18 protein-coding genes and 1 pseudogene are annotated in these 18,575 nt (G+C 42.6%); all 19 read right to left on the minus strand.

All coding sequences use genetic code 11. The annotated features are described in order from the left end of the window. Window positions 1-12: 12 nt before the first annotated feature. Window positions 13-1,284, minus strand: a complete 1,272-nt coding sequence (gene fliI, locus M8E35_RS08050) for a flagellar protein export ATPase FliI (protein WP_252468422.1) — start codon at window positions 1,282-1,284, stop codon at window positions 13-15. Then, window positions 1,190-2,182, minus strand: a complete 993-nt coding sequence (locus M8E35_RS26685; RefSeq protein ID WP_252468335.1) for a FliH/SctL family protein — start codon at window positions 2,180-2,182, stop codon at window positions 1,190-1,192. Before M8E35_RS26685 ends, fliI begins: the two co-directional genes overlap by 95 nt. Next, window positions 2,166-3,170, minus strand: coding sequence for a flagellar motor switch protein FliG (fliG, locus tag M8E35_RS08060; RefSeq protein WP_252468336.1), 1,005 nt, complete (start codon window positions 3,168-3,170; stop codon window positions 2,166-2,168). The genes M8E35_RS26685 and fliG overlap by 17 nt, the downstream gene beginning before the upstream one ends. After that, a complete protein-coding gene (fliF, locus tag M8E35_RS08065) occupies window positions 3,171-4,763 on the minus strand; it encodes a flagellar basal-body MS-ring/collar protein FliF (protein WP_252468337.1) in 1,593 nt (530 codons plus the stop codon). A 107-nt stretch (window positions 4,764-4,870) separates the two neighbouring features. Next, on the minus strand, window positions 4,871-5,209 hold the full coding sequence (gene fliE / locus M8E35_RS08070; RefSeq protein ID WP_252468339.1) for a flagellar hook-basal body complex protein FliE: 339 nt from the start codon (window positions 5,207-5,209) through the stop codon (window positions 4,871-4,873). Between the two features lie 7 nt (window positions 5,210-5,216). After that, window positions 5,217-5,705 (minus strand): flagellar basal body rod protein FlgC, encoded by a 489-nt coding sequence (gene flgC / locus M8E35_RS08075; protein WP_252468341.1) that lies wholly within the window; start codon window positions 5,703-5,705, stop codon window positions 5,217-5,219. Window positions 5,706-5,710: 5 nt separating this feature from the next. Further along, window positions 5,711-6,883, minus strand: coding sequence for a protein-glutamate methylesterase/protein-glutamine glutaminase (locus tag M8E35_RS08080; protein ID WP_252468423.1), 1,173 nt, complete (start codon window positions 6,881-6,883; stop codon window positions 5,711-5,713). Next, a complete protein-coding gene (locus tag M8E35_RS08085; RefSeq protein ID WP_252468342.1) occupies window positions 6,870-7,316 on the minus strand; it encodes a chemotaxis protein CheW in 447 nt (148 codons plus the stop codon). Before M8E35_RS08085 ends, M8E35_RS08080 begins: the two co-directional genes overlap by 14 nt. Window positions 7,317-7,443: 127 nt before the next feature. Further along, entirely contained in the window at window positions 7,444-9,594 is a 2,151-nt protein-coding gene (locus tag M8E35_RS08090; RefSeq protein WP_252468343.1) for a chemotaxis protein CheA, read from the minus strand. Window positions 9,595-10,261: 667 nt separating this feature from the next. Beyond that, window positions 10,262-10,630: a flagellar protein FlaG gene (locus M8E35_RS08095; RefSeq protein WP_252468344.1), complete on the minus strand. Its 369-nt coding sequence runs from the start codon at window positions 10,628-10,630 to the stop codon at window positions 10,262-10,264. 24 nt (window positions 10,631-10,654) lie between these two features. After that, entirely contained in the window at window positions 10,655-10,987 is a 333-nt protein-coding gene (locus tag M8E35_RS08100; RefSeq protein WP_252468424.1) for a hypothetical protein, read from the minus strand. Continuing rightward, a complete protein-coding gene (fliS, locus tag M8E35_RS08105) occupies window positions 10,987-11,379 on the minus strand; it encodes a flagellar export chaperone FliS (RefSeq protein WP_252468345.1) in 393 nt (130 codons plus the stop codon). Before fliS ends, M8E35_RS08100 begins: the two co-directional genes overlap by 1 nt. 38 nt (window positions 11,380-11,417) lie before the next feature. Beyond that, the gene (gene fliD / locus M8E35_RS08110) at window positions 11,418-13,052 is read right to left on the minus strand and encodes a flagellar filament capping protein FliD (protein ID WP_252468346.1); all 1,635 of its coding nucleotides are present in this window, start codon (window positions 13,050-13,052) and stop codon (window positions 11,418-11,420) included. Window positions 13,053-13,077: 25 nt separating this feature from the next. Next, window positions 13,078-13,470, minus strand: coding sequence for a flagellar protein FlaG (locus tag M8E35_RS08115; RefSeq protein ID WP_252468347.1), 393 nt, complete (start codon window positions 13,468-13,470; stop codon window positions 13,078-13,080). 260 nt (window positions 13,471-13,730) lie between these two features. Continuing rightward, window positions 13,731-13,952: pseudogene (locus M8E35_RS08120) on the minus strand (flagellin); the annotation flags it as partial. Window positions 13,953-14,393: 441 nt separating this feature from the next. After that, window positions 14,394-15,728 (minus strand): flagellin N-terminal helical domain-containing protein, encoded by a 1,335-nt coding sequence (locus tag M8E35_RS08125; RefSeq protein ID WP_252468348.1) that lies wholly within the window; start codon window positions 15,726-15,728, stop codon window positions 14,394-14,396. Between the two features lie 152 nt (window positions 15,729-15,880). Further along, the gene (locus M8E35_RS08130) at window positions 15,881-16,657 is read right to left on the minus strand and encodes an acylneuraminate cytidylyltransferase family protein (protein ID WP_252468349.1); all 777 of its coding nucleotides are present in this window, start codon (window positions 16,655-16,657) and stop codon (window positions 15,881-15,883) included. Between the two features lie 2 nt (window positions 16,658-16,659). Then, window positions 16,660-17,586: a Gfo/Idh/MocA family protein gene (locus M8E35_RS08135; RefSeq protein ID WP_252468350.1), complete on the minus strand. Its 927-nt coding sequence runs from the start codon at window positions 17,584-17,586 to the stop codon at window positions 16,660-16,662. Window positions 17,587-17,597: 11 nt separating this feature from the next. Further along, window positions 17,598-18,575 (minus strand): Gfo/Idh/MocA family protein, encoded by a 978-nt coding sequence (locus tag M8E35_RS08140; protein ID WP_252468352.1) that lies wholly within the window; start codon window positions 18,573-18,575, stop codon window positions 17,598-17,600.

The following is an 18,575-nucleotide window of genomic DNA, read 5'->3' on the forward strand; positions in this document are numbered from 1 at the left end:
CAGTGAACAACCTCACGTAAAAATCCCCTGTAATTGTTGAAGCATATCCTTGTATCTAATGTGTTCGTCTACGCTTTGTCGAGTAAAAGCCTGAATGCGGTCCATGTGGGCAATGGAAGCATCAATTTTAGGATTACTTCCAGGAGTATACGCCCCAATGTCAATCAAATCCTTTGCGTCACGATAGACTGCGATATGCTCACGGACCTTACCGGCTAATTCCCGATGTTCCGTACTAATAACATCATTCATAACCCTGCTGACAGATTGTAAAATATCAATTGCTGGGAACTGATTCTGCATGGCTAACTCCCTAGTCAAAACAATGTGTCCGTCGAGAATTCCGCGGACTGAATCCGCAATCGGCTCATTATGGTCGTCCCCGTCAACCAGTACGGTATAAATTCCCGTAATACTGCCGACTTCCGCCATACCTGAACGTTCCAGCAGTTTCGGCAAAAGAGCAAAAACAGAGGGAGGATATCCGCGGGTCGCTGGAGGTTCACCAACAGTAAGGCCTACCTCCCGTTGTGCCATAGCAAAACGGGTTACGGAATCCATCATAAGGAGCACATTTTCCCCTTTATCCCTGAAATACTCAGCGATGGCTGTAGCCGTAAAGGCCGCTTTTAAACGCACTAAAGCAGGTTGATCCGACGTTGCCACGATAATGACGGATCGAGCTAAGCCCTCAGGACCCAAATCCTTCTCAATAAAATCACGCAGTTCTCTACCTCGTTCTCCAATCAAAGCAATAACGTTGATATCAGCCACAGTATTCCTTGCCATCATCCCTAGCAACGTACTCTTCCCCACCCCGGACCCGGCGAAAATCCCCATTCGTTGTCCACGGCCAATGGTTAAGATCCCATCGATTGTTCGGACACCGACACTCAGCGTGTCCATGATTCGAGGACGCAATAAAGCACTGGGTGGTTTGTTTTGCAGCGGATAGGCCGTTTCGGTCTTTAGTGGGCGCCCATCCAGTGGATTTCCTAATCCGTCGAGAATTCGGCCGAGAAGTCCCAGTCCAACAGGTACGGTTAACTTTTGTCGCTGAGAAAGCACACAGTCTCCTGGTGCAATTCCTTCGAGCTCTCCAAGAGGCATAAGCAAAGTGGTTGAATCCCGAAAACCAACGACTTCAGCCGGAAGTTCTCGCCCATCACGTGTGATAATATGGCAATACTCACCCACACTGGCGCGAGGACCAGCTGCCTCCACCATCAGTCCGACAATCTTTGAGACCCTTCCTTGGGCCGAAATCGGTTCTATCTGTTTCACCGTCTGGGTTAAGAGATTCCACGCCCCCATGTTCGAGCTCCTCTCGCAAGGTATGTTCCAATTTATCTAATTGAGCTTCAAGCCGACCATCAAAAACACCTTCCTGGCACTCCAGGAAACAGTCTCCGGCAATCAATGATTCATTCGTCACCCAAGGACAAGGCAACTGATTTTCTTCGAGCCACTGGACGTCGTCAGGAGCCACATGGAGCCGCCACCCTTGGCGTTCAATCGGTAACAGGGTTAGAGCTTGGATGATGCCCACCACCAGTTGGGGTTCGACGGCTATTGTAGAACGGACAATGCGTTCGGCAATTTTAATAGCCAGATGAAGTAATTCCTTATCAACTTTTGAGTATTCCTCTTGAACAGCCCTTTGTGCTAACTGAAAGAGTCGATTGGCATTTTCTGCTAATCGCATTCCTTCAGCTTCTCCAGCTTGCTTTCCTTCAAGATAACCCTCTGCCTTGGCTGCCGGATAAATCTCAGATTGTGCATTATCCATAACTTCTTGGCGCAAACGATCGATTTCAGATTGAGCATGCGCCAGAATTTCCTGCGAACCAACTTCAGCCTTCCTCAAAATCTCTTGAGCACTTAACTCAGCCTGAGCAAGGATTTTCTGTGCATCCGCTTCAGCTTCAGCAATAATCCTGGCTGCCTGTCCGCTAACCTCTTCAAAAAACTCTTCTGTCTGCTCTTCAGGGTTCTCCTTCTCAGCAGCTTCCCTCTCATCCATGAGTTCAGAATTTTCGTAGTTCCGACGGTCTTCTTCAACTTTCAGAACTGCTAAACAAGCGCTCAACTGCTGAAACCCTACGAGGGACTCCACCATTCGCGGTGTCGACACCTCAACATTGTGACTTTTGACAATACGTGCGTTAATAGATGATTTCATCGCTACCTCCTCTGGAGATGACAATCGCACCACTTTCCTCAATCTTACGAATTACCTTAACAATGCGTTGCTGCGCCTCTTCTACATCACGCAACCGCACTGGGCCCATAAATTCCATGTCGTCTTTGAGCATCTGTCCTGCCCGTGAGGACATATTCGCCAGAATTTTCTGTGCCACTTCGGGATTCGATCCTTTCAAGGCCAGTCCTAAATCCTTAGTTTCCACTTCACGTAAGACCAACTGAATTCCGCGGTCGTCCAGCATAACAATATCTTCGAAGACAAACATCTGCCGCTTGATTTGTTCTGCCAAATCAGGATCGTCAATCTCCAGAGCATCCATGACGACTTTAACCGTTCCTGGATCCGTCCGGTTAAGGACATCTACGATACTCTGAATTCCACCCGATGCAGTATAATCAGTAGGAGCTAAACTAGAAATCTTTCGTTCTAAGACTTTCTCAATCTCTTTAAGCACTTCCGGACTCGTACGACCCATAGTTGCTATGCGTTTCGCCACATCCGCCTGTCGATCTTGGCTAAGGCTGGCAAGCAAAGTAGCCGATTTATCAACGGGAAGATGTGTCATGATAAGCGCGATGGTCTGGGGATGTTCACCTTGAATAAAGGAGAATAACTGCTTAGGATCTGTTCTGCGCACAAGGTCAAAGGGCCGCATTTTCAATGAAGTCGATAACCGACTGATGATATCGAATGCTCGAGTTTCTCCAAGAGCCCGTTCTAATACCTCACGAGCGTATTCCAATCCCCCCCTGGAAATGTAGTCATTTGCCATGCACATCTGATGAAATTCTTCTACGACACTATCCCTGTCTTCTGGTGACACTTTACCGACATTAGCCATTTCTAGGGTCAACTGCTCAATTTCTGCATCTCCAAGATGTTTTATCACGTTGGCGGAATTTTCCGTTCCCAAGGAAATCATAAGAATCGCCGCTTTTTGAATTCCAGTTAAAGCTTGCACCATCTACTTGTCCTCCGATAGCCATGTTTTCATAAGACGGGCGGCCTCATCCGAGTTATTACGTGTATAGAGTTCAACAGCCTCTTTAAGCTTTTGCTTCTGGATTTCGTCCACCGACTTAGCACTTTTCTGAGCTAATTTCTGCTTCGCCTCTTCCTCTGCCATCTGTTGCGCTAAAAGCATTTCGGCATCAGCCTGAGATACAAGCTCCGAACCCTCTAACTCCAACAATTTGGCCGCCTTTGCTTTGTTTGAACGCCTTCGCAGATACACAAGCAAAAGTATTAAGCCAAGTAACAGGATGGCTCCAATTACTCCAAATATGACAAGTTGTTGCTGTTTCCGAGCGTTTTCCATTGCCAATATGTCATTCTGCAGATCTGTTTTATTAAACGGAATTGCTTCAACTTGAATATCATCCCCCCGCATTGCGTCCACTCCTGCAGCTGAGGCCACGATAGTTTTGATTTGGTTTAGCTGATCCTGAGTAACAGTGTCCGCATCCGCCATAACCGAGACAGAAAGACGTTTAACACTGCCCGGGCTAATCACTTGTTCCTCTTGTGTGGTATCTACCTGATAGTTTGTAGTATTTGTGTTTTTGGTGGAGGTCGAGTTTACATTTGTATTAACTGGATACGTCGGAGCCCCATTGGCAGGCAATCCAGGTGCCCCTCCGGCCGCTCCAGTACCATTCGTAGTAGTTTCATTAGAACTTTGATCACTCACCACTGCACCAGGGCCATTAATCTGCTTAATTATTTTTTTCTGATCAAAGTCCAAGACTGCACTAATTCGAACGACCGCCTTACCCGAGCCAAGCACACGATCCAGCATGCTCTGGACTGATTTTCGAGTATCTTCTTCGACCGTTTGTTTAAGTTGATATTGGGTAACTGTCAATTTTTCGGGATCATCGCTCTTTCTTAACATATCTGATACAACATTTCCACTGGTATCCACAATCGTCACATTCTCCGGTAACAGTCCTTCCACTGAGCCTGACAATAAATTAGCAATGGCGCGAACCTGATCTTCAACAAGGTTCGTGTGGGGAGCAAGTTTCAGTGTTACCGCTGCCGTAGCCGATCTTTGACTTTCAATAAATAATGATTGCTCAGGCATCACGATGTGAACGCGCGCCTCTTCTACACCACTCAGGGTCTTTAAAGTATTTTCTAATTCGTTCTGTAATCCGAGAACATAACGTAATTTACGGTCAGAATCCGTCTCCCCCAGCCTCATTGTATCTAAACTGTCAAAGCTGAATTTGCTTTGCTGAGGAAGTCCTGCACTGGCAAGTTGTAAACGAATATCAGCAGATGTCTGTTGTGGGACCATAATTGTCGACCCATTATCGGCTAGCTTATAATCCGCTTTCATGTCTTGTAGTTTGGTCGTAATTGCCCCAGCATCAGCGTCGCTTAATTTAGTAAAAATCGGTATATACTGTGGACGCCCAGCCCACAAAATCAAGTAAATTAACGTTCCTGCGACCAAAAGGGGAGCCAACACCGTAATTATTTTCTGTGGGCTAGATAGGTTACCCCAAAATGTCTTTACTGCTTCTTTTATTCTGGCCCAAGAAAAATCCACCCTTGGCTCCTCCTTTCATAATTTGATGCGTGAAGCTCAATGCTCCTATACCCCCTAAAAAAGCAAAGCTCAATCGTATTTACTAATAATTGCTAATTGCTTATCTCTTATATTTGCATGCGCATTATCTGGTTGTATGCATCTAAAACTTTATCCCGTGTTGCTACTGTTAGAGACAATGACAGATTTGCTTTTTCTAATGCCACCATCACTTCCGACAAGTCTTGAACTTGACCTGTTGCCAGTTCCAAACTGGCTGAATCTGCCTTAGCTTGCAAGGCATCTACTTGGCTTAGAGCGTCACTGAAAAACTTCGCAAAATCTGCGCTGGCCTTTTGAGCTCCGTCCCCAGAGCTGACAGTTCTCTGAGCAATCTCAGGACCTGACGGAATGATTGGATTAATCACTCCAAGGGGCATAATAGGTGCGATCGGCAGAATACTCATCTAATTTTTACCCCTTTCCAATCTCCAGTGCTCTGGAGGCCATTGACTTACTGACATTGAGAGCTGTTACGTTCGCTTCATAAGCTCGCGATGCAGATATCATATCCACCATCTCTGTGACGATATTTACGTTTGTCTGCCGAATATATCCTACTGGCAATCCCTCCTCAGCAACTCTAGCCGCATCTGGTGAATCCGGATTGTATTCTAACCGAAAGGGTTCTGTAACATCGTTATAAATCCCAGCCACTTGAACCCCATTGCCAATATTTTGACTGCCAAGAGTTTCCCCTAACACTTTAGAAAACTGTGATTCCGAGGGACGAGGAACAAAAACAGCAACTTGTCGACTATAAGGAATCTGATTACCCGCAGGGGTTAGTTCTCCAGTACGAGTTGTATTAATATTGGCAATATTGTTAGCCGTCAAATCCATACGTAAACGCTGGGCAGTTAAGCCTGAGGCACTAATATCCATTGCTCCAAAAAGACCCATTAATCTTATCCCCTCCTCATAACACACTCTACAATCGTTTTTCCAATCTCTCCAAGAGGTACAATTCGGTCAGCAAGACCCGCCTCCACCACTGATCTGGGCATTCCATAGACTACACAGCTTTCCTCAGACTCCGCTATTGCAAATCCTTCTAAGGCTTTGAGTTCCTTCATGCCCTTCGTTCCGTCACTTCCCATTCCTGTCATGACCACTCCCAAGGTCCCTTTGCCAACAGCTTTCGCTAAGGAAAGAAACATGACATCCACGGAAGGACGATAAAGGGTGGGTATAGGAGATTCCTCTCCTATATGAAGAACGAGCTGTCCGGACTTGCTTTGAACCTGAAGCTGTTTACCAGCCTGAGCTACATATACGTTCCCTGCTTTCAGGATTTCGCCGTGTATTCCTTCCTTCACATTTAACGCGCAAAGTCCATTCAACCTCTGGGCAAGCGGCCCTGTAAACCCCGGCGGCATGTGTTGAGCGACTAGCACTGGTACGGGAAAATTCCCAGGAAGGGTCGGCAGAACTGCTTGTAAAGCAGATGGACCCCCAGTTGAAGTGCCGATGGCCACAATTTCAACCGGATGCTTTGGCAATATTCCCTTCCCATTACTAACAGCACGTGTGCCTTGTCCAGTGCTTGACATAGCTGGTGAAACAGGAGCGGCAGCCTTCGAGGTTGCCGTGTTAACTGAACTATTTGTTATTGATGCGGCCATTGTTCCAACGTATGTAGAGCTCTTACCCTTGAGACGTGCAGGATTTACTAAAGCCGCCGCTTTTACCTTCTCGATTAGATCATGGGACAGTGCCTGCAGATTATCTCCCGGTTTTCCTGAGGGTTTAGCTACAACATCAATCGCCCCCAGGTCAAGAGCTTTCAAGGTAGCTTTGGCGCCCTCGGTTGTCACAGAGCTTAAGATGATCACCGGAGTCGGTTGCCAACGCATAATCTCCTCTAAGGCCTGAAGTCCATCCATAATCGGCATCTCGACATCCATCGTCACGACTTGAGGACGAAGAGCTTGAAGCTTCAAAATCCCGTCCCTCCCATCTCGTGCGGTATCGATTACCCTAATACCGGAATCCTGACTAAGGATTTTTTGCAGGGTTAGCCGCATAAAGGGAGAATCATCGACGATAAGAACCCCAATAGGTCTTTTAGGCACAGACATCATGGTTTGTTTCTCCACCCATGATGTGATCAAGATCCAATAGAATGAGCAGGCGCTCCCCTATTTTCCCAACTCCGCGTATGAACTGAGCATCCATTCCTAAGGTAATTGGCGGCGGCGGTTCAATCGCTTCGCTTTCTAAACGTAAAACTTCGGTTACAGCATCGACTCGAATACCGAAAACCTTAGTTTGTACTTGCAAGACAATAATTCGACTGAGATCGGTCTCTTCCACACGAGTCATACCAAAACGAGTCCGCAAACTAATTACTGGAATCACGTTTCCCCGCAGGTTGATAACACCCTCGACATACTCCGAAGCTTTAGGCACTCGAGTAATCGGTGGAATCCGAATAATCTCTTGGACACGCATAATATCGACGCCAAATTCTTCAGACCCTAAGCTAAAAGTTACTAATTGTTCTTCTGCCATTGGCTATACCCTCCTTCAATCGTTGTTCGTGGCTTGAAGTTCGTAGTTCGACTGATAGAATTAAAGGATTATTTGATTTTTAATTTAAAACTTTTTTAATATTTCAGAGTAATTAAATGGGTTCGATTTAACCCTTTCTTGTGACCAAGACGTCTTGGAGCAAAGATCCGATATCAAGGATCAAGGTAACCTTGCCATCACCAAGAATTGTTGCCCCGGCAATTCCCGGGAGATTATTTAGAAAATCCCCAAGGGATTTAATAACAACTTCTTGTTGTCCGCGCAGTTCATCCACGATAAGCCCTAACGCTTTATCTCCAAAGCCTACAACAACAACAAAAACCTCACTGCTTTCAGCCTCGGGAGCAGGTAGATCAAATTTCTCTTGCAGGGAAATTAGCGGCAGGGTGTTGCCACGCAATTGAACCATTGGTAACCCGCCTACGGTTTTAATATCTTCTCGACTGACCAGCAGAGTTTCCAAAACGGAGGAAAGTGGAACCGCATAAATTTCTTGCCCAACTTCTACTAGAAGAGCCTGGATGATCGCTAAAGTCAATGGTAAGCGAATGGTAAACGTGCTTCCCTTCCCTTTACGAGTCGTGATATCCACCATTCCCCCCAGATTGTTCAGAGCCTTCTTCACGACGTCCATTCCAACACCGCGACCGGAAATATCCGTTACCACATCTGCAGTGCTAAAACCCGGCAGGAAGATAAGATTGGCAACATCTCGTTCAGAGAGTTCTTCACGTTCTCCAACCAGACCTTTCGAAACCGCTATTTGACGAATTTTATCGAGATCTAAGCCCGCCCCGTCATCAGAGATGAGAATAGCAATATGGTTTCCTTCATGAAAAGCATTCAGCGTAATCGTACCAAATTCTGGTTTACCTGCCTCCCGACGCTTCTCCGGAGACTCTATCCCATGATCCACCGAGTTTCGAATCAGATGCATTAAGGGATCTCCGATAACTTCTACAACTGTCTTATCTAGTTCTGTGTCCTCACCCTTTAAGACAAGGTCAATTTCTTTTCCGGTCTTCTTCGCTAAATCTCGAATCAACCTTGGAAAACGGTTAAAGACAGTTCCGATCGCCACCATTCTCAAGCGCATGACGCTTTCCTGGAGGTCATTCATTAAACGTCCTAAATAAACATTAGCCTCATTCAAATTGTTGACCATACCATCTGTACTGTACTGCGCTTTCAGATCCAAGCCGATTTGCACCAAGCGAGTTCTGGTGATGACCATTTCTCCAACAAGGTTAATCAGATTATCCATTCGTACCGTATCTACACGGATCGTATGTACTTGCGTATTGCCCTCCCCAGTTGTGGCTTCAGCAGACGGAGAAGCAACAGCTTTCACAGACCCTTTAGGTACTACAGCGGTTTCCTGTTTTAAGATCGGCTTTGTTTTCTCTTCGGCCATAGCCTTATCGATTTCCTTGGGCATTTTATCTAGGCCACCTTGTTCCTCACTGTTCGGATAGGGGCGAACAATAACATCCACTAACTCGGAAATCTCCAACAGATCCCTTTGAATCTCTTCCTTAGATTCATCAGAGAGAATGAGCATAGAAAAGCTCTCTGCTGTCCCCGCTTCCAACTCTTCTACGCTCGGAAGCAGCTTAATTACTGTTCCCATACCCTCAATCACTTGCGTAGCCATAACTGCGCGTACAGCCTTCATCAGCGTGTTAGATTCTAAAGCAACATCCACTTGATAAACAGAGCGCCCTATACTATAAGCATTGTTCAGTTTTTCACGTTCATCCAATGTTAATGAGAAGTCCAGTGGGATAAAACTCAGCGTTTCTACTTCTTCCTCGACAGGGTGAGCAGCTACGGAAACATCAGGACTTTCTCCGTTTAATAGCAATCGCATGGAGGAAACTAAATCTTCAAATCCTACCGTTATGTCCTGACGTTGTTCTACTTGCGCCAACATCGCTTTAACCCGATCTGTCACAGCCAATAATATATCAATCATTTCAAGAGAAACTTCTATTTTACCCTGACGTAACCGATCCAATAAGTCTTCAGCTGCATGTGTCAACGAAACAATCGGTGTGAAACCCATTGTTCCTGAGGCCCCTTTCAAGCTATGTGCAGAGCGAAAAAGATCATTGATCAGTCCAATGTTTTCCCCTTCTTTTTCTAATTGCAAAAGACCTGCTCCGAGCCGTTCAATCTGCTCTTGCGAATCTAATAGGTAAAAATCCAGGAATTCTCCTAACTCGATCCCTTGTTTATTATCCTCATCTCGGCCCATGTTTGCCCACCCCTATCTTTTGGATATTCCTTTAATTGCAACACTTTCGGCTCACTTACAACACTAACATTCTTAATCAGACATATTCAATATTTCATGTGCATTCCGAGGCAAACATTGTTACTCTAGGCCTTTAAATTCGCCATGGTTTTTTTAATTCCTTCAAAAAATTCGGTTTTCGAACTCTCTTCTTTAGATAGTAGCATTAAGTTGCAAAATCGTATATAGTTTCTCGACAAAATCCTAAGGTAAATTTTATATACATACAGAATGCACCAATTTACACATATTTACTTGTTTAACAATAGCATCAATAAATAGTCCTACAAATAGTAATTTAGTCATAACTTAATAGGACCTTCGGGTAATTTATTGCATTTTAAGGGTTTTTAAGGAAATATTTAGTGGAAAATATGTTATATTTCTTTCTTATACCGGGTATAAATTATAGGATTTTATCTTAATGAGATAAAATATTTGACATATAGAGCTAATTATTTATCCTTTAAAAGATACAAGGGATTCTCTCTTTTTTGGGTTTAATTTTTATTCATGAATAGAATTCTTCAACGACAAAAACAAGCAAGCAGGATGCATTATCACCTGCATCCTGCTTGCTTGTTTTAAATTAAGAACTCATGTTTCCATAAAACTTTAGGTCGTTTTTTTACACTAATTCATCGACCAATAATCCTGCTACTTGCGTAAAAGAACCTAAAATACCCAAAACCCGTTCAGGAGAAATTTCATCCAATATATCTCCGCTTGGTTGATCTATTATCCTAACCATAAATTGATCAGATTCATCATGAATACTAAACTCTAAGCGCTTATTAATAATTCCCATTAATCGATTAAGCTTGTCAGTTGCTTTTTCCACTTCTTCACGCGGAATTTCTTCACGGGCTGAGGGAATTTCCCCCTTGCGATCAATGACCTTACGAGAGGTCTCCAGTGAACGGTCCATCTTTTGTCCGGGAAAAGTATCCATGGGAATCATAGTGGACTGAGTATTTGGTTGAATGGGATTGATCATTATAAATCCCTCCTATACTGACCATTATCGTTTTAAATTCATCTGGCTGACAGCTGTCGTACTTGCTGCACCATAGGCCTTCGAAACTTGATGTTGTCGCTTGCTGCTGCCCATTCTAATCTGCATTGCAAGAATGATATCCTGACTGTCTTGCCGTATTTCGCGAAGCAAGTTACGTCCAGCAGGCGAGACTTTGAAGCCATCGTCAGGAGTCCGCTCAATGAGTGTCTGCAACTGCTCCCGCTGATTCATCAGGTGATAAAAGAGTTCCATATCCTGTTTGGTCAAGAATTTCAGCATCTCTTTTGTCAAAAAATGGTACTCCTGCCACAAAGCTTGGGCTGTCTTTTCAACCATCACTTGGCAACCGCTCGAGCCACATGAGTTTGTTTCATGGCCTCTATCCAAGTATCTCTTAGCTCCTGTAGAACTTCTTTAGCTTGTTGTAGCAATGTAATATCTTTCTTTATGTTGCCTTGAATGAGGCAGTGTTCTGTGTATTCATAAAGTTGTGCCCAAGTTATCGATAGTTCATATTTCATATCCAAGGTACGCATAAATTCCCGTACTATGTTCTGCACACGCATATTAGCGTTATGGGATTTTTGTACATCCCCTTGCTCCATAGCTAAAATGCTTTCTGTAAGAAATCTCAATGCTCCATTATAGAGCAATAAGGTTAATTGTTCAGGTGAGGATGTCATAACCTGCTGATTTTTATAGGTATTTGCCATTTGTGGATTCACCATAATAACCCCCCCTATATGATCTTCAGTGTTCTCCACTGCTACGAATTAGTCCCAAACGTTTGTAACCAAGTACTCTGCGAATTTAATTGCTGTAAGGCGACTTCCATGGCATTATATTTTGTATAATAGGCGGCTTCCATGATATCAAACCTATCCTCTGCTCTAAGAAGTTGCTTTTCTGTTTCCGTAATTCTCTTAGCGTAATAGCTTTCGGTATCATATTCAGCGTTAGCCGTTGTTCCTGCGATTTCATCTAATTTATCCTTGGTTTTCTCCAAGGTATCATATAAGCGCCCTACGATCCCCTGGCTACTGGTATCAATAGTTCCGTCTGACTTCGTTGTCCCAACGGCGCCAAACAGCTCATTCAGCACATCCGGATTGTTAGCCAGCGCCGCCTTTAGCTTATCGGTATTCAGGTGCAGCTTGCCACCCTCGGCATAGTCTCCAGTGGTAATTCCAATCGAAGAACCACTATTATAAGTAACATTTTTGCCAGTAACCTTATCATAGCTCGCGGAAATTCCAGAAACCTGGTTAGAGAAGGCACTCCGCATACTTCTGATCAGGCTTGTCAAGCTATCATCATTATGGAGCATCCCACTCTTGGCTTTAACCTCCCAAGCAGTAATATCGGAATCCGTCATCACTTTCTTCTGAGCATCTGTAAGAGGTGTATAATCCTTATAACGGGTTTCATCCACCATCCCATTGAGCTCTTCCAAAATCTTGTTATAGGAATCGACCAAGGATTGAATACTGGCCACCGCTGTGTCGACATCGAACGACACACTTACATTGGTTGTAGTTGCTGATCCCCAAACAGGGTTGCCACCAGCGTCCATACTAGCGCCTGTTGAGACGCCTGTCAGATTATACTTCACACCAGCTATAGTGAACGTATTGCTGGCTTGAGAAAATTGCACCCCGTCCAGTTGAAACACAGCATCTTTACCGGATGCACTAGAAAATGTCGTCGTATTAACGCCATCAACAGTAGTAGTATTAGTAGTACCAAGCTTCAGACCCTCAATAAATTTTTGACCAGAATCAGTAGTGCCGACCGATGAGAGCTGAATATTTGCCGAAGACCCTGTAGTACTTGTCGAAAGGAAAAAGCGATCCAGTGTGCTGTCATAACTGGCCTTAACGTTGAGACCCGACTTATTGATGGTACTGACCACATCGTTAATACTATCAGTTGGGTCAACGGTTATGATCTTATTTGTTTTACCGTCACTAATGTTAAGGTTAAAGGAATCCGTTATGCCCATATGAGTTGCAAGAGTGGTTTTACTAACCGTAGTGTCACTATTAATTCTATCACTACTTGTTAGATTTACGCCGGTTGCTAGCTGCGCAACTACCAAGGAATGATTGACATCCGCAGCATCAGCATTGGCTGTGGCAGTAGCAACCGACGTGTTATTGGAATAGACAGTATGTGGGCTTAAAGTTGATGAGAGCTTATAATTAAAGATTGAATCTCGAAAGCTGTTAATATTATCATAAACCTTATTGTAGGCAGACTTTTGCCAGTCAAGTACCGTTTTCTTCTGCATTAAAGCATCTGTTTTCGCTTGCTGTCCAGCCATTAAATTCTTAACGAGTTCGTCAATGTCCATTCCCGAACCAGACAGGCCATAAGTGCCTCCGACCGAACTAACTGACATATCTAAAACCTCCTATCTAATTTAACTATATTTTTTTATCGAGCAGTATCCCGACATAATCCCGAATCGCTGCAATTGTATCCAGAAATTCACTGGGTGGAAACTCTTTTAGTACTTTATCACTGTCTTGGTCAACCACTTGCACCATCAGTTGGTTAGTTCCCTCATGGAGTTTAAATTGGATATTAGTGTCCATTGCTTTTATGAATTTATTCATTGCTTCCGTCTTTTGGGTTAATTCTTGAAGGTCTGTCGGCTTTTTGCCTTTCTCGTCGGTTGTAGCAGTTACCGACTTATCAGCAACGTCCCCCGACTTATTGATTAGGCCGCTGTCAACAGCCTGCGTAAGGGGAGTTGTCTGAGTTACTTGGGGAGAAATACCAAAGTCTATCGGATTCTTTACTGCAACTATATCCAAATCGAACACCTCTGCTTGATTTATCTAATATAGATATCGGCAGAAGTGCGGATAACCTTTAGGGTAAAACACAAAACTTAGACTATTTTGCCAGTTATTCTCTTCATTTAGCTCTTTTAAGCATCTTTTATTATTAATATTGAAAAACAGCGTGAGCTTAATAGGATCCGAATGTATTGGGGATTTTTTGCAAATTAATTATTGAACATGCCAAAATTCCTTTAAATTAACTCAATCATACTTCTATCGCTATTAGGAAATTAATTGGAGACGCTATGAGGCTGTTGGTTAGCTTGAGCAAGCATCGCTTGAGCGGTTTGAGCAAGGATGTTAGTCTTTTGAAAGTTCATCATTTCCTTAGCCATGTCGAGATCTCGGACGCGGGATTCACTTGACGTAAGGTTCTCCTCAGTATTGGTCAAGTTCGCTTTAGTATGTTCCAACCTATTTTGAATGGCCCCGAAATAACTTCGGGCCCTAGATAGGGCTTGCTAACCAAACCCCTTTTTTTCTTAGGCAACCAGAATCTTACTATTTTTCTGCCTCAATATCCAAATCAGAATTTGGGCCATCCCGACAAGGGTGGGAGCCTTCTCCTCGGCTTGTCTCCAAAATCGTACGCGCGTACGATTTTGGAGACAAGCCCGGCCGGGTCTAACGTTAACTATTTGGTTTACGATACATCGTTTTTAACTCCATGTGCATGGTTTTTGACGCCAAAGGTTGTTTTTTCATGCACATATATTAGGCAAAACTACCCGTAAATCCGTCAAAATCTAGACTTTTCGATAAATTAGCAAACCCTAGATACAAGGTCTATGGCGGCACTAAAAGCACTGATTGCGGTATCCGCACCGCTTTGTGTACCAATATTTGCAGTAGTCAGTCCGAGAGCCGATGTCCTCAGGTCTTGGCTTCGGAAATCATTCTTTGTCGGTATTAGCTCCAACTTGAAAAATGATATCTGAACCTGATGCCCCCGCAGAGTTAGTGAAATTTAGAGTAAAATGAGTATTTACCGTGGCCACACCAGTACCATTTGTGATGGTCTGATCCAAAGTCAAATTACTGCTGCTACCCTTAACTGCGCCCGCAGTAATGACTCCTGATCCAGTAGTAAAGTCAGTGCTAGCTGTTCGATAATTATTTAGTACAGCGCCTGCAGTGTTAAACCAGTTAATAAAATCGGTTGTGTTGGCAAAATTGGAAAATCCGAGCGCTCCAGCCAGTTCAGTCCCCACTATGTCTTGTGTTGTATTTGCAAAAGCCGCATCGAGATCTTCACCCGCTTCAAGACGATTAATGAAGCTATCAATCCCTCCATCTGTTATCTCATGCAACTCCTTGACCGCTTCGAAGGCCGACCGAAAGTCTCCGTCAAAGGGGCTAGTCAAGCTAACATTATGATCTGTAACTCCAAATAAGTTACCCCCTTGTATAGCCATTGTTAAGCCTTCCATAAACCATTGCTCATTAACTGTATCAAGTCCATCTGTACTAAAAGCCATCTCGGTGAATTCAAATGCGTGAACTAGTTCATGCGCCAGCAGAGTATCATGAATACCCTCTGATAGTAGATTGCCCGATCCATCAAAGACCTGTGCTGTATTAACTCTCAGGGTTAGAGTAGCACCACCATCAGCTGTCCCCATGGAAGCTGCAGTTGTAGCAACTCCATCATAGTAATACTCCACATTCATCTGACGGTTTCCGGCAGGATATGCAATCCCCAACTGAGTATTGATGGCCTGCATACCATCATTCAGCCAACCCGGCAACTTAGACGTCAGTTGATCCAGCGCCGCCTGAGAGATGCCAGGGAACTGTGACATTCCGTTGCTACTTTGGTTAAGCAACTTTATGGTATTAAACTCAGTACTATTGGCAGTCGTATCAATATTGGTTAATATTTGCCCCATTTCATCCTGTAATTGCTCTCTGTCCTGATCTGTGAGCGTTCCGTTAGCAGCCTGCACTGCCAGCTCCCGGCCTCTTTGTAGCATCGCATGGATGGAGACAGCACCTCCCTCAGCGGTTTGAATCAGAGATATCGCATCCTGAGCGTTTCGAGCTACTTGTCCTAATCCGCGAATCTGACCTCGCATCTTTTCCGAGATGGCAAGACCAGCGGCATCGTCAGCAGCTTGATTTATGCGAAGGCCAGATGAAAGCCGTCTTAAAGATTTCACCGTCGCTGCTTCATTTATAGCTAGAACATGAAATGTGTTAAGCGCTGATAAATTATTGTTTATTCGCATGCTTGCAGCTCCTTGATTGGAGTTGTGCATATCTGTTACGCCCGAAAATAGAGATCAATTTACATTACATTTAAATAATATCGAATATCCGAATTATTTTTTAATAATTTTATTTTAAATAAGATTTATACTAATAAATAGACTCAATACAACTACTTTAACATAATATTTCTAACATTATCTCTAATATCAGCATATTTTTGGTTATTATCATAAAAGTATTGAGCAATAACCTTCATTAACATAAAGTCTTCTTCGCTATCTATATCTAAAACAGCTGTATCTTTCATAATATGTATTACAGCCTTGCCGTCAAATACTCCCTTGGTACTTTCTGCACTTAAAAATCTGTTACGGTACGCATATATTGATGCATTCATATCATATATTGCTGGCGCTTCTTGCCTTGCATTATAATTGGACTTAATTACACGTTCATAATAACCCCCTTGTTCTTTTACCATATTGAAATATGGATTACGTCGTGAATTGGTAACGGAAAAGGATAAATCTGCCTGCAGATTCTGTTTTAGTGCTATTATTGCTAACTCCACATCTTCAAGAGTTCTAAGTGGGGACGTTATATCAAGGTCTGCTACTATATCAAATGTTTTTCCGCTTTCTTTTTGACATAGTAACAGAGTATCCTTTATGACAGCTACCTTAGAGGCATTATCTATTGCATGCTCTGGCTTTCTGCCTATTGTTTTAAAGATAACTGTTGTCTGCTTAAGTAAATCAATAAGCTCAGCGCTATCGGTATTAACCGCGACGACTATATTATCATATTCGTCACCATGGTTATTAATAAACAAGTCGATTGCTGAAAGAGTATAGTATGGTAAGGGAAAGCCCAAGAACATCTTGATGTTTTTATTTTTAAGACCCTTAGAACCGGCTCTACCACATACAGTAAATAACAAATTCATTTTCAAACCTCTCCTAATGCAATTTTGAGGGTACTAAAAGCGTTATGTGGTGTATTAGTATTTTCGGCCCCACAAAGTACCATATTCAAAAAACCTTTCATTTCATTGATATAAATATCTTCTTTATCAAAGTTAACCATATCACCTGAGGAACAAAAGGTAATTCTGTTGTTTAGTACATCTGCCTTAATAAGCTCATCTGCTGTATATAGATGCATTTCTCTTTGAGATACTCTTCCAAAATAATCTAAGTGAAGCTCAACTAGTTTATCAGTATACTCTGCAATATAAATAGCAAGATCGTCGCTGCTTATTTCAAGGTTTGAATATGTTCCTTTGATAGTTTTAACACAACTAGGATCGCCAAAAAGATAAGTAATATAATCCCATTCGTGAATTAAGTCCAAGGTAACACCGCCACCTAATTCCTTGAGAGCGCTATATATTTTTCTATAGTCAGTATCTTTTCTCCAATCCGGAAGATATGATGAACATATTGCCCTTACTGAGAAAACATGGTGGCCCTTCACATAATCTTTTATATATCTGATGACAGGTGAATACCTCAATGGACAAGCAACATAATATATTCCATTTGGTTTAAATTCTAGGTCGTCGATACATACATCTGTCTTATTAAAGATAGGTTTTTCAATGAACATATGCTTGGTTTTAATTATTAACTTTTGCATTATCTCATAGTGGGAGGCCGTAGGATTTGTGACGAAAACTATATCATAATCACATTCTAAATCCCGCCAGTTGGTATATGTTTGATTGACTATTTCTACTATTTCATCATCAAGTAATACCGATGTTGATCTCAAAGCGTCAATGGTGTATTGAATATTTTTCCCCTTAAGAATTTTTGACAGATTTTTAATATGTCTCGTGCCTATTGAGCCTAAGCCACAAAAACAGATCTTCATTTTTCCACCCGTCAGCCTTCAATAATATCTATTATTCGAAGTATCTCCTTATCCTTTTGGAAAGAATATTTGGGAATACTTTCATCCGCTATGTATAAAAAAAACTCCTTAATTTCCTCAACATATGCGTTTTCAATAATATTACTACAGTAGCGCACATCGTAATCGATTTGTTCATAGGTATTAATAGGTTTTACCTGCTTTAGTGCAATATCATAATCACGCAAAGATTCTGGGGTCCCCTCCCAAAATAGATGTAAATCCTCGCCTATTACCTCTAACTTTCTAACAGCCATTCTGGAAACAACATCAACTATCATAACTCCCCTATGTCCGGTTGCATGAATAAAGGTTACAATATAGCTATCATAATAATCAATATTCAGAGTAGAATTTTTGCTTTTAACAGTACTTACGCTGGTTATATTTCCAAAAGCATTCATTATCCAGCCCAGCTCTATTGCAAAAATTTCTCTGCATCCGTTGGTCCTCTTATCATTAACAAAAAAATCCTCGTAGTTTTCCCACGGATGCCAATCTGGAAGGTATTGTCCTACATGATAAACATAGCTTAGCAACTTTGCTTGCGACTGAATTTTTTCTGTGATGTATCTTATTTCATTTCGGTACATTGGGGTAGATGATAAAAACAACTTACATTTCTTCTTGTCTGCAAGCAGTATTAATTTATCGTAGTTATCATCCGTAAGATTAATCTCAGAAAATACATTTATTTTGTGTTGTAAACAATTTTCGATAATATCCGAATGAGTTAATGGGGCACTGCAAACAAAAACAGCAGTATATTCTGATTTTTGAAGAGCAGATTGTAAACTTTCTATTGCTATTATTTCAAACTGTTCCGTTGCATCTTCTCTTCGAACCTTATCTAAATCGACTCCTGTTATTTTGACATTATTAAATAGCTGTTTGATCAGGCGTATTCTTCTTTTACCCATTGATCCAAGCCCCACCACTAAGATCTCCAA

This window comes from Desulfosporosinus nitroreducens (genome assembly GCF_023897015.1).
GTDB lineage: Bacteria > Bacillota > Desulfitobacteriia > Desulfitobacteriales > Desulfitobacteriaceae > Desulfosporosinus > Desulfosporosinus nitroreducens.

Excerpts from the sequence above, each read along its gene's own strand:
- M8E35_RS26685 (WP_252468335.1), bottom strand. The coding sequence starts at position 2,182 with ATGAAATCATCTATTAACGCACGTATTGTCAAAAGTCACAATGTTGAG.
- fliG (WP_252468336.1), bottom strand. The coding sequence starts at position 3,170 with ATGGTGCAAGCTTTAACTGGAATTCAAAAAGCGGCGATTCTTATGATT.
- fliE (WP_252468339.1), bottom strand. The coding sequence starts at position 5,209 with ATGAGTATTCTGCCGATCGCACCTATTATGCCCCTTGGAGTGATTAAT.
- flgC (WP_252468341.1), bottom strand. The coding sequence starts at position 5,705 with ATGGGTCTTTTTGGAGCAATGGATATTAGTGCCTCAGGCTTAACTGCC.
- M8E35_RS08080 (WP_252468423.1), bottom strand. The coding sequence starts at position 6,883 with ATGTCTGTGCCTAAAAGACCTATTGGGGTTCTTATCGTCGATGATTCT.
- M8E35_RS08085 (WP_252468342.1), bottom strand. The coding sequence starts at position 7,316 with ATGGCAGAAGAACAATTAGTAACTTTTAGCTTAGGGTCTGAAGAATTT.
- M8E35_RS08090 (WP_252468343.1), bottom strand. The coding sequence starts at position 9,594 with ATGGGCCGAGATGAGGATAATAAACAAGGGATCGAGTTAGGAGAATTC.
- M8E35_RS08095 (WP_252468344.1), bottom strand. The coding sequence starts at position 10,630 with ATGATCAATCCCATTCAACCAAATACTCAGTCCACTATGATTCCCATG.
- M8E35_RS08100 (WP_252468424.1), bottom strand. The coding sequence starts at position 10,987 with ATGGTTGAAAAGACAGCCCAAGCTTTGTGGCAGGAGTACCATTTTTTG.
- fliS (WP_252468345.1), bottom strand. The coding sequence starts at position 11,379 with ATGGTGAATCCACAAATGGCAAATACCTATAAAAATCAGCAGGTTATG.
- fliD (WP_252468346.1), bottom strand. The coding sequence starts at position 13,052 with ATGTCAGTTAGTTCGGTCGGAGGCACTTATGGCCTGTCTGGTTCGGGA.
- M8E35_RS08125 (WP_252468348.1), bottom strand. The coding sequence starts at position 15,728 with ATGCGAATAAACAATAATTTATCAGCGCTTAACACATTTCATGTTCTA.
- M8E35_RS08130 (WP_252468349.1), bottom strand. The coding sequence starts at position 16,657 with ATGAATTTGTTATTTACTGTATGTGGTAGAGCCGGTTCTAAGGGTCTT.
- M8E35_RS08135 (WP_252468350.1), bottom strand. The coding sequence starts at position 17,586 with ATGAAGATCTGTTTTTGTGGCTTAGGCTCAATAGGCACGAGACATATT.